The organism is Pseudomonas sp. 05T35 (assembly GCF_056396605.1).
On the sequence record NZ_JBFTLU010000106.1, the window covers coordinates 1 to 11,252 of the forward strand.

The window sequence follows — 11,252 nt, forward strand, 5'->3', positions numbered from 1 at the left end:
ACCTTGGCGCGGCGTTCGGCGTCAATGCGATGGTGGCTATTGCGCTGTACCTGCCGCCCAACCTGGCCTACCAGATCACTTTCCTGCTGCTAGGTCTTTTGATGACGGTCGGTTTACTCTTTGCCTTTGGACTGCCTTCGCGCGGCGGACCGCAACAAAGGTAGACGGAGTAGCAATGCATTTCGCTGACATGGATCACACAGCATTAGTTATTGAAAGGCAGTTGACCAAGATGGCCGATGGGGAGAGCGAGCCTCATCGACACCACCTCGGACAATTCGTGTTAGTGAAAAAGGGCGTGCTCCATGGCAATGCCCTTGAGCAACGCTGGTTGCTCAAACCGGGAATGGCGGTCTGGATTCCGCCACAGACCTTGCACTCTGGTGAGGCTTACACCCAGGTAGACCTCACGGTCTTGTACCTTGGCCCGGAGTTGTGCGAACGCTTCTCTCCGAGCATCAAGCTGATCGATGCATCCCTGCTGATTATCGCCCTGTGCGACCGATTGGCCGAGGAAAGCACTCGGCCGCTTTCCGAACAACGGCGCGGCAGCATGTTGCAATTGTTGTTCGAGGACATCGAAGAACTGGCGCCCAGCAATATGGTCCTGCCTTTACCGCGTGACGCACGGCTCAAGCGTGTCACCGAGCAACTGATTGCCAAGCCTGGGATGCGTAGGAACCTGACCGAATGGGGTCGCGAGGTAGGCGCCACCGAGCGGACTCTGGCACGTCTGTTTCGCAAGGATACCGGTTTACGTTATACGGACTGGCACAACCGTCTGCTGCTCGTGGAGGCATACCGTGGCCTGGCGGTCGAGAACACCAACGAGACCCTGGCGCAGCACCTGGGATTTGCCTCGGGCGATTCGTTTGGTCACTGGTTTCGGCGCGTCACCGGTAGTAGCCCAGGCCAGGTGCGCAGTACCTTGCAGGCCGTGAGCACGGGCTCCGAGCAATGACTGCCGGCTGCTCAGCAGATCCATCCGGGGGTTGTAGGTCAGGCGACATGCACGTCACTGATCTTGCTGGTGATGCTGCAAAGCCATTTTGACCTGGATCTGTTAACCCTGAAAATCTTCTGATGCGCCACTTGGCATACTACCGAAAAATAACGCACGGCCGTCCACAGCATCATTGCCCTTGGCTAACACTTCCCTTTTGTCGGGTGTAGAAGACGTCCACCTCCAAGTCACCAGCGTGGCCACCACAGCCAAGCTGGTTGCGCTTGCGCGCAACGCGCCATGCCTGGCGCACCCATAAAAAAAGGCCACCCGAAGGCAGCCTTTAAAAACTAGAGAGGTTTTTGCTTACACGGCCGCAACAGGACGCATGTAAGAGATCGGTGCAGTGCTGGCGTCTTCAAACGTCACGACTTCCCAAGCATCTTTCTGCTCAATCAATTTGCGCAGAAGCTGGTTGTTCAGTGCGTGGCCCGACTTGAAGCCTTTGAACTCACCAATCAGGCTATTGCCCAGCAGGTAGAGGTCACCAATTGCATCGAGGATCTTGTGCTTCACGAATTCGTCTTCGTAGCGAAGACCGTCTTCGTTCAGTACTCCATCCGCGTCGACCACGATGGCGTTTTCAACGCTACCGCCGAGTGCGAGGTTGTGCTTGCGCAGGTACTCGATATCACTCATGAAGCCAAAGGTCCGGGCGCGGCTGACTTCTTTTACAAACGAAGTGCTGGAAAAATCCACGCTGGCACTTTGAGTGCGGTCACGAAACACCGGGTGATCGAAATCGATCTCGAAGCTCACTTTGAAACCTTCGAAAGGGACGAAAGTGGCGCGCTTGTCGCCGTCTTCCACTGTCACTTCACGCAGGATCCGGATGAACTTCTTGGCTGCGTCCTGTTCTTCCAGGCCAGCCGATTGAATCAGGAATACGAAGGGTCCAGCGCTACCATCCATGATCGGGACTTCGGACGCGGAGAGCTCGACGTAGGCGTTATCGATGCCCAGGCCAGCCATGGCCGAGAGCAAATGCTCCACCGTGTCCACTTTGACGTCACCGTTGACCAGTGTCGTCGACATAGTGGTTTCACCAACGTTTTCCGCGCGAGCAGGAATCTGCACCACAGGGTCCAGGTCGGCACGACAAAACACGATGCCGGTGTCTACAGGTGCTGGCTTGAGGGTCAGGTATACCTTCTCCCCGGAGTGCAGGCCTACACCTGTGGCACGGATAATATTTTTCAGGGTGCGTTGTTTAATCATGGCTTGGGCCGCTTCAGCGCAAATTGCGAACTGGTATCAACAAAGGCTGGCGATAATAGCAGACCAGACCTTTGCTGAACACCAATCACCTTCATAGCCCTGATACATTCCATCAATCGGCCTGACGACGCAGGAATGCCGGGATGTCCAGGTAGTCCAAATCGTCTTGCGGATTGAGTTTCGCCGCCGCCGCTGCGCCGGCCTGAGCCTGGTTGCGCATCACGGTTGGACGATCCAGGTCGCGGTAGTTGACCGACGGCATTTCCTGACGTGCGGCAGCAGGTGCGGCAGCAGACATGGAGGTTTGAACGGTATTGTCGATGACCTTCACAGGTTTCTCGATTTTTGCGCCCAGGCCTGTGGCAACCACAGTCACGTGCAATTCGTCGCGCATGTCCGGATCGATAACAGTACCGACCTTGACCATCGCGTGCTCGGAAGCGAAGGCTTCGATGATGCTACCCACGTCGGAGTACTCACCCAGAGACAGGTCAGGACCGGCGGTGATGTTCACCAGGATGCCGCGTGCACCTTGCAGGTTGACGTCTTCGAGCAGCGGGTTACGGATTGCCGCTTCAGTCGCTTCACGTGCACGGTTCGGACCGCTGGCGCAGCCAGTGCCCATCATTGCCATGCCCATTTCGCTCATGACGGTACGGACGTCGGCGAAGTCGACGTTGATCATGCCTGGACGCTTGATGATGTCGGAGATACCGCGAACGGCACCGGCCAGTACGTCGTCAGCCTTGGCGAAAGCCGACAAGAGGCTTGCGTCTTTACCCAGGATGGTCAGCAGCTTCTCGTTGGGGATGGTGATCAACGAGTCGACGCTTTCGCTCAGCGCGCGGATGCCTTCATCGGCGATCTGCATACGCTTGCGGCCTTCGAACGGGAACGGACGAGTCACCACCGCAACGGTGAGGATCCCCATTTCCTTGGCCACTTCAGCAATGATCGGCGCAGCACCGGTACCGGTACCGCCGCCCATGCCGGTGGTGATGAACACCATGTTCGTGCCTTGCAGCACTTCAGCGATGCGCTCGCGGTCTTCCAGAGCGGCCTGACGACCGACCTCAGGGTTCGCGCCAGCACCCAGACCCTTGGTCACGCCGGTGCCCAATTGCAGGATGGTCCGCGCGCCGATGTTTTTCAGCGCCTGGGCATCAGTGTTGGCGCAGATGAACTCAACGCCTTCAATGTTGCTCTTGACCATGTGATTCACAGCGTTTCCGCCGCCACCGCCAACACCGATAACTTTAATAACCGGGCTTGCGGGGATGTTGTCTACGAGTTCGAACATTTTCCCTCTCCTTACATTCTCTAGTTTTTTTCGCCTACTGCGCCTACTGCGTACAACGGTGCTGCGGTGTCACGGTGTTGCGGTAAATCTTCAGAAATTGCCCTGGACCCAGCTTTTGATGCGATCGATCAACGGGCTCTTGGCCTCGTCGTTGTTGTAGCTATCGCGACTGCTGCTGATCCCGGAGAAGGAAATGCCATCGGACTGCTTTTGCAGGCCATACATCAGCAAGCCAACACCGGTGGAATAAATCGGGTTGCGCACTACGTCGTCCAGACCTCTGACGCCATGCGGTACGCCCAGGCGAACCGGCATGTGGAAAATCTCTTCGGCCAGCTCGACCGCGCCTTCCATCTTCGACGTACCGCCGGTCAGCACGATGCCGGCCGGGATCAGGTCTTCGTAGCCGCTGCGACGCAGCTCGGCCTGGATCAGCGTGAACAGCTCGTCGTAACGCGGCTCGACCACTTCGGCCAGGGCCTGACGGGACAGCTCGCGCGGCGGACGATCACCGACGCTTGGGACCTTGATGGTTTCACCGGCGCCGGCCAGTTTGGCCAGGGCGCAGGCGTAGCGGATCTTGATTTCTTCGGCGTACTGGGTCGGTGTGCGCAACGCCATGGCGATGTCGTTGGTCACCTGATCACCGGCAATCGGGATCACCGCGGTGTGACGGATCGCGCCTTCGGTGAAGATCGCGATGTCGGTGGTACCGCCACCGATGTCCACCAGGCACACGCCCAGCTCTTTCTCGTCATCGGTCAGTACCGAGTACGCCGAAGCCAGTTGCTCGAGAATAATGTCGTCGATTTCCAGGCCGCAACGACGCACGCATTTCTCAATGTTCTGTGCCGCGTTCACCGCGCAGGTGACCACGTGGACCTTGGCTTCCAGACGTACGCCGGACATGCCCAAAGGCTCGCGCACGCCTTCCTGGTTATCGATCACGTAATCCTGCGGCAGCGTGTGCAGTACGCGCTGATCCGCCGGAATGGCCACGGCCTGGGCCGCATCGAGCACGCGCTCAAGGTCGGCCGAGCTGACTTCGCGATCACGAATCGCCACGATGCCGTGGGAGTTCAGGCTGCGAATGTGATTGCCCGCCACACCGACGAACGCCGAGTGAATCCGGCAGCCAGCCATCAGTTGCGCTTCTTCGATCGCACGCTGAATGGACTGCACGGTGGACTCGATATTCACCACCACGCCCTTCTTCAGGCCGCGGGAGGGATGCGTACCGATCCCGACGATTTCCAGTTGGCCATCGGCCGCGACCTCGCCTACCAGCGCCACCACCTTGGAGGTACCGATATCCAGACCGACGATCATTTTGCCGCTTTGCACGTTTGCCATGGTCCTGCCTCTTCTCAATTCTTCGCGACAGCGCGTTGGGCCGTCGTGGGCGCTACAGGTTCCCGCCAGCCAACGGCCAGGCCGTTGGCATAACGCAGGTCGATGCGCGCAATGTTCGTAATCTGTTCTTTAAGCGTCTTGTCGTAGATGGCAATGAAGCGGCGCATCTTTTCCACCAGGTGATCGCGTCCCAGCAACAGCTCGATCCCAGGGCCCGCGCTACCCGCGCCAGTGGTCAAAAACCAGCTGCCGCGTTCACGCAATTCCAGCCGGGCAACCGAGAAGCCCAATGGCCGTAACATCTGGCTCAACACCTGATACTGCTGCATCACTTGCTGCTGGGCCCGTTGTGGGCCGAACAGCTGTGGCAAATGTTCGTAGTTGGCCAATTCACGCGGCGTAAACGCCTGCCCCTGGTTGTTCAGCAGCGCTTCGTCGCCCCAGCGGGCCACGGGCAGTTGCTCTTCCAGGCGAATCACCACTTGGTCAGGCCAGACGCGACGCACTTCGGCGTGTGCAATCCATGGCATCTGTTCCAGCTCGGTACGCATGCTCGCCAGGTCAATGGTGAAGAAGCTCGCCGCCACATAAGGGGCGATCCGCTGCTGCACCGCTTGCTGGCTGATGTAACTCAAATCGCCCTGCACGTTGATCTTGGTGATCGGCCGGTCGGCGTACGGCAGCAAGCGCTGTGCACCTTCGTAAGTACCGAACCCCAACGCGACCAGCAGCACGGGCCAGAACAAGGCTTTGAGAAAACCAAAATTGGCTTTCGGCAGGCGCACCGACATCGGCTCTTTGGCCACCATTCGGCTGGCACCCCGCGGCACCGGCTTGCGGCCGGGTGCGGATGGCTGATGACGTAGCTGGGCGCCTTGCATGGTCTTAACCTCGCGGCTCTACGTGACTGCCAACACTGGCCGCCAGGATCGCCAGCACCAACTGCTGGAAATCCAGACCGGCGGCGCGTGCGGCCATCGGGACCAGACTGTGATCGGTCATGCCCGGTGCGGTGTTGACTTCCAGGAACCAGAACTGCCCATCGGCGTCCTGCATCACGTCAGCCCGTCCCCAACCGGCGATACCCAACGCCTCACAGGCTTTTGCCGTGAGGTCCATGAGCTCTTGTTCCTTGGCGCTATCGAGGCCGCACGGGATCCGGTACTGGGTATCGGAAGCCAGGTACTTGGCGTCGTAGTCATAGAAAGTGTGTGGCGTGCCCAGGGCGATCGGTGGCAACACCTGATCACGCAGGGTCGCAATGGTGAACTCCGGACCTTGAATCCATTGCTCGACCAACACTTGCGAATCGTAGGTACTGGCCGCTTTCCAGGCTTCGATCAATTCAGCTGCCGAAGTCACTTTGGCCATACCGATACTTGAACCTTCATGCGCCGGTTTGACGATCAAAGGGAAGCCCAGTTCCTTCGCCGCCAAAATACAGTCGGCTTCGCTGCTCAGTACCGCGTGACGTGGCGTCGGAATGCCGAGGCTGTGCCAGACCTGTTTGGTCCGCAGCTTGTCCATGGCCAGCGCCGAAGCAAGGATGCCGCTGCCGGTGTACGGAATCCCTGCGCATTCCAGCAGGCCCTGCATGCTGCCGTCTTCACCGCCGCGACCGTGGAGAATGATGAAGGCGCGGTCGATTTTTTCGTTCAGCAGGCGCTGCAGGAAATCGTCACCGACGTCGATGCCGAACGCATCCACGCCAGCGGACTGCAGCGCTTCCAGCACCGCGTTACCGGATTTCAGCGAAACCTCACGCTCGGCGCTTTTGCCACCGAACAGCACGGCCACACGGCCGAAGTCTTTCGGGGCGATTGTCGAGAACAGATTGGCGTAGGCAGCAGTCATTTCAACTTCCCCTCGCTAGGTGCGACAACGGCACCCGCGAACAAAGGACTCTTCAACAGTTTCGGTGCGAGACCGCCGATATCACCGGCGCCCTGGCACAGCAGGATGTCGCCGGCACGCAGCAGCGGCTTGACCACAGGCGCGAGGTCGACACCGCGCTCGATGTAGATCGGGTCGAGCTGACCGCGCTGGCGGATGCTGTTGCACAGCTTGCGGCTGTCAGCCCCCGGAATCGGTTCTTCACCCGCCGGATAGACTTCCATCAGCAGCAACACGTTGGCGTCGGCCAGTACATTGACGAAATCGTCGTACAGGTCGCGGGTGCGGCTGTAACGGTGCGGCTGGTAAACCATCACCAGGCGGCGCTCTGGCCAGCCACCGCGCACGGCTTTGATCACCGCTGCAACTTCGGTCGGGTGGTGACCGTAGTCGTCCACCAGCATCACGTTGCCGCCTTCGACCGGCAGTTCGCCGTAGACCTGGAAGCGTCGGCCAACACCCTGGAAGCCCGACAGCCCCTGAACGATGGCTTCATCGCTGACGCACTCGTCGGTCGCGATGCAGATGGTCGCCAGCGAGTTCAATACGTTGTGGTTGCCCGGCATGTTCACCGAAACATCCAGCGGTTCGCGATCGGGACGCAGCACGGTGAAGAAGGTCTGCATGCCTTGCTGGCGAACATTGATGGCGCGCACGTCGGCGTCTTCGCTGAAGCCGTAGGTCATGGTCGGACGCTTGACCAGCGGGAGGATTTCACGCACCACCGGGTCGTCCAGGCACATCACCGCCAGACCGTAGAACGGCAGGTTGTGGAGGAACTCGACGAAGGTTTTCTTCAGTTTGTTGAAGTCACCGTCGTAGGTCGCCATGTGGTCGGCGTCGATGTTGGTAACCACGGCTACCAGCGGCTGCAGGTGCAGGAAACTGGCGTCGCTTTCGTCGGCTTCGGCAATCAGGTAACGGCTGGTGCCCAACTGGGCATTGGTGCCTGYGGCGTTCAGACGGCCACCGATCACGAAGGTCGGGTCCAGGCCACCGGCCGCGAACACCGAAGCGATCAGGCTGGTGGTGGTGGTTTTGCCGTGAGTACCGGCGACGGCGATGCCGTGACGGTAGCGCATCAGCTCGGCGAGCATTTCGGCACGCGGCACCACGGGGATACGACGTTCAAGGGCCGTCGCGACTTCCGGGTTGGAAGTGTTCACGGCGCTAGATACCACCAGTACATCGGCAGTTGCGGCGTTCTCGGCACGGTGGCCGATGAAAATCTGCGCGCCGAACGATTCGAGACGCTCGGTCACCGGCGAAGCCTTCAGGTCGGAACCGGACACTTGATAGCCCARGTTCAGCAACACTTCGGCAATTCCGCACATGCCCACACCGCCGATACCGACGAAGTGGATGCGACGGATGCGGCGCATTTCCGGCTGCGGTATGGCTTTCTGATTTTCAACCATGAACCACCTCCAGGCAGATATCGACCACGTTGCGGGTTGCATCAGGTTTGGCCAGGCGACGAGCAGCGCCAGCCATGTCGTTGAGTCGTTGCGGTTGCATCAAGACCTCTGTCAGGCGTGCAGCGAGATCCGCTGCGCCAGTCGTTCTTTGCGGCATCAGGAAGGCAGCGCCTTCACGGGCCAAATATTCGGCATTGCGGGTCTGGTGATCGTCGATTGCGTGGGGCAAAGGCACCAGCATCGAGGGCAGACCGGCAGCAGCCAGCTCACTGACAGTCAGCGCGCCAGCGCGACAGACCACCAGGTCGGCCCAGCCATAGGCTTGGGCCATGTCTTTGATGAAAGGCTGCACTTGCGCCTCGACACCGGCTGTGCGATAGCGCTCGGCAGTCACTTCATCGTGGTTTTTACCAGCCTGATGAAACACTTCCGGACGCAGTTCAACAGGCACCTGCGACAGGGCTTCAGGCAGCAATTTGTTCAACGGTTCTGCCCCAAGGCTTCCGCCCAGGATCAGCAAACGCGCTTTGCGTCCGGCCAGGGCTGGACGCGCTGTATCGAGGAACAACTCGGTGCGCACCGGGTTACCGGTAGTGCGCCGGCTGCCACTGGCAGCAAAGGTGTCCGGGAAAGCTTCGCAGACTCGCGCGGCCAACGGCACCAGCAACCGATTGGCGGTACCGGCAACGGCGTTCTGTTCATGAACGATGACGGGCACACCGGCCAATCTGGCGGCTACGCCACCAGGGCCAGTGACATATCCGCCAAAGCCCAGGACACAGACCGGCTTCAACTGACGAATGACGGCACGGGCCTGCCAGATCGCCTTGAGCAATACAAAAGGTGYCTTGAGCAGCGACAGCTTGCTCTTGCCACGCAGGCCGCTGACGTTGATCAGGTGCAACGGCAGGCCGGCATTCGGGACCAGTTCATTTTCGATTCCGCGAGGCGTCCCGAGCCAGTGCACGGTATAGCCGCGCGCCTGAAACTCACGAGCGCAGGCCAGCGCCGGGAACACGTGGCCACCGGTGCCGCCCGCCATGATCAGCACGTTAGCGCCCATGGGTCGGCTCCTCGGCGAAGTCGCTCTCACTGAACTCCATCTCTTCGCTGCCCAAGTGGGTTCGACTCTCCCATTCGATGCGCAACAACAAGCCAAGACAGGCGCAGCAGATCACCAACGAACTACCGCCGTAACTGAGGAACGGCAAGGTCAGGCCCTTGGTCGGCAGCAGGCCGACGTTCACTCCGATGTTGATCAGGAACTGACCAATCCACAGGAACGACAAGCCGTAGGCGACGTAAGCTGCAAAGAATTGCTTGGCCTTTTCCGCCCACAACCCGATGTACATGCCGCGTATGCACACGAAAACGAATAGCGCGACGGTGGCCAGGGAGCCGACCACGCCCAGCTCTTCGGCGAGGACCGAGAACACGAAGTCGGTGTGCGCTTCCGGCAGGTAGAACTGTTTCTGCACGCTGTTGCCCAGGCCAACGCCCAGCCACTCACCGCGACCGAAGGCGATCAGTGCCTGGGTCAACTGGTAGCCGGAACCGAACTGGTCGGCCCAAGGATCGGTGAAGGTGGTCAGACGCGCCATTCGATAAGGCTGCATCTTGATCAGCAGCACCACCGCCACCACCGCCAGTATCACCATCAAGGTGAAGCGGAACAGCCCGACGCCACCCAAAAACAGCATCGCCGCCGCGGCCCCCATCATCACGACGGTGGCACCGAAGTCGGGCTCCATCAGCAGCAGGCCGGCCATTGGCAGCAACACGATGAACGGTTTGAAGAAGCCCATCCAGCTTTCACGCACTTCTTTCTGCCGACGCACCAGATAACCGGCGAGGTAGATCACCACAAAGACCTTGGCAATCTCGGAAGGCTGGACGTTGAAGAAACTGAAACCGATCCAGCGCATCGATCCGTTCACCTCACGACCGATCCCCGGGACGATCACCATCACCAGCAAACCGAACGCACCAATCAGCATCAGCCAGCCCAGGCGTTGCCAGGTAGCGATCGGAATCATCATGGTGACGATGCAGGCACCGAAGCCGAGCACGATGTAGACAAGGTGGCGAATCATGTAATACAGGGCGCTGCCCGACTGTACTGCCGCCACTTCGGTCGAGGCAGAGGCGATCATGACCAGCCCCAGGCCGATTAATGCCAGGCAACCGGCGAGCATCGGGAAGTCGAGGTCGATACCGCGCCCGGTGATGATCGGCGACGGGTACGGCTTGATGATATTTCTCAAGCTCATGCCAAGTCCTCCGCGGCCAGATCTTTCACGGATTGGACGAACAGGTGCCCACGCTCTTCGTAGTTCTTGAACATGTCGAAACTGGCGCACGCCGGCGACAGCAGCACGGCATCGCCTGGTTGGGCGATGGCGCGGCATTGCTCGACCGCTTCGATCAGCGAATTGACGCGAATCAGCGGCACGGCGTCGCCGATGGCCTGGCCAATCAGCTCGGCATCACGCCCCATCAACACCACGGCGCGGCAGTTGGCCGCGACCGGATCACGCAGGTCCTTGAACTCGGCACCTTTGCCGTCGCCACCGGCGATCAGCACCAGCTTGCCCTGGATGTCTGCGCCCAGGCCTTCGATAGCGGCCAAAGCGGCGCCAACGTTGGTAGCCTTGGAGTCGTTGTAGTAGCTCACGCCATTCAGGTCGCGGACCCACTGGCAGCGATGCTCAAGCCCGGCGAAAGTCCGCAGGCTCGAGAGCATGGCGTCGAACGGCAGGCCCACGGCGTGCCCCAGGGCCAAGGCCGCGAGGGCGTTGGACTGGTTATGCGCGCCACGAATTTTCAGCTCGCGTACCGGCATCAGGTTCTGGAATTCAAAGGCCAGATACTTCTCGCCATTTTCTTCGCGCAAACCAAAGGCCTTGAAGTCCGGCTTGTTCAGACCGAAGGTCCAGCACGGCAGGCCCTCGCCCATCAACGGACGGCTCAGCGCATCCTGACGATTGACCACCACTTGCTTCGCGCCACGGAAGATCCGGTGCTTGGCCAGGTGATAGGCCGGCAGGCCGCTGTAACGGTCCATATG

10 protein-coding genes are annotated in these 11,252 nt (G+C 59.9%); 1 reads left to right on the top strand and 9 read right to left on the bottom strand.

All coding sequences use genetic code 11. The annotated features are described in order from the left end of the window. The first annotated feature begins 232 nt into the window (after nucleotides 1-232). Entirely contained in the window at nucleotides 233-961 is a 729-nt protein-coding gene (locus AC1DH9_RS10990) for an AraC family transcriptional regulator (protein WP_477808165.1), read from the top strand. A gap of 348 nt (nucleotides 962-1,309) precedes the next feature. Here AC1DH9_RS10990 and lpxC read toward each other — a convergent pair whose 3' ends face one another. From lpxC to murD, 9 genes are all read right to left on the bottom strand, one after another. Continuing rightward, on the bottom strand, nucleotides 1,310-2,221 hold the full coding sequence (gene lpxC / locus AC1DH9_RS10995) for a UDP-3-O-acyl-N-acetylglucosamine deacetylase (protein WP_054595720.1): 912 nt from the start codon (nucleotides 2,219-2,221) through the stop codon (nucleotides 1,310-1,312). Nucleotides 2,222-2,333: 112 nt separating this feature from the next. After that, nucleotides 2,334-3,521 (bottom strand): cell division protein FtsZ, encoded by a 1,188-nt coding sequence (ftsZ, locus tag AC1DH9_RS11000; RefSeq protein ID WP_427533285.1) that lies wholly within the window; start codon nucleotides 3,519-3,521, stop codon nucleotides 2,334-2,336. Between the two features lie 90 nt (nucleotides 3,522-3,611). Further along, the gene (ftsA, locus tag AC1DH9_RS11005; RefSeq protein ID WP_019693553.1) at nucleotides 3,612-4,874 is read right to left on the bottom strand and encodes a cell division protein FtsA; all 1,263 of its coding nucleotides are present in this window, start codon (nucleotides 4,872-4,874) and stop codon (nucleotides 3,612-3,614) included. A 14-nt stretch (nucleotides 4,875-4,888) separates the two neighbouring features. Then, on the bottom strand, nucleotides 4,889-5,755 hold the full coding sequence (locus tag AC1DH9_RS11010) for a cell division protein FtsQ/DivIB (RefSeq protein WP_427533287.1): 867 nt from the start codon (nucleotides 5,753-5,755) through the stop codon (nucleotides 4,889-4,891). A 4-nt stretch (nucleotides 5,756-5,759) separates the two neighbouring features. After that, the gene (locus AC1DH9_RS11015) at nucleotides 5,760-6,728 is read right to left on the bottom strand and encodes a D-alanine--D-alanine ligase (RefSeq protein WP_427533288.1); all 969 of its coding nucleotides are present in this window, start codon (nucleotides 6,726-6,728) and stop codon (nucleotides 5,760-5,762) included. Next, complete coding sequence (gene murC / locus AC1DH9_RS11020) at nucleotides 6,725-8,185, bottom strand: UDP-N-acetylmuramate--L-alanine ligase (protein WP_477808162.1); 1,461 nt, start codon at nucleotides 8,183-8,185, stop codon at nucleotides 6,725-6,727. The genes AC1DH9_RS11015 and murC overlap by 4 nt, the downstream gene beginning before the upstream one ends. Further along, complete coding sequence (murG, locus tag AC1DH9_RS11025; RefSeq protein ID WP_477808163.1) at nucleotides 8,178-9,248, bottom strand: undecaprenyldiphospho-muramoylpentapeptide beta-N-acetylglucosaminyltransferase; 1,071 nt, start codon at nucleotides 9,246-9,248, stop codon at nucleotides 8,178-8,180. Before murG ends, murC begins: the two co-directional genes overlap by 8 nt. Next, on the bottom strand, nucleotides 9,238-10,455 hold the full coding sequence (gene ftsW / locus AC1DH9_RS11030) for a putative lipid II flippase FtsW (protein ID WP_054595714.1): 1,218 nt from the start codon (nucleotides 10,453-10,455) through the stop codon (nucleotides 9,238-9,240). The genes murG and ftsW overlap by 11 nt, the downstream gene beginning before the upstream one ends. Continuing rightward, nucleotides 10,452-11,252: UDP-N-acetylmuramoyl-L-alanine--D-glutamate ligase (gene murD / locus AC1DH9_RS11035; RefSeq protein WP_477808164.1), on the bottom strand; the 801-nt coding region annotated here is incomplete at its 5' end. The genes ftsW and murD, both read right to left, overlap by 4 nt.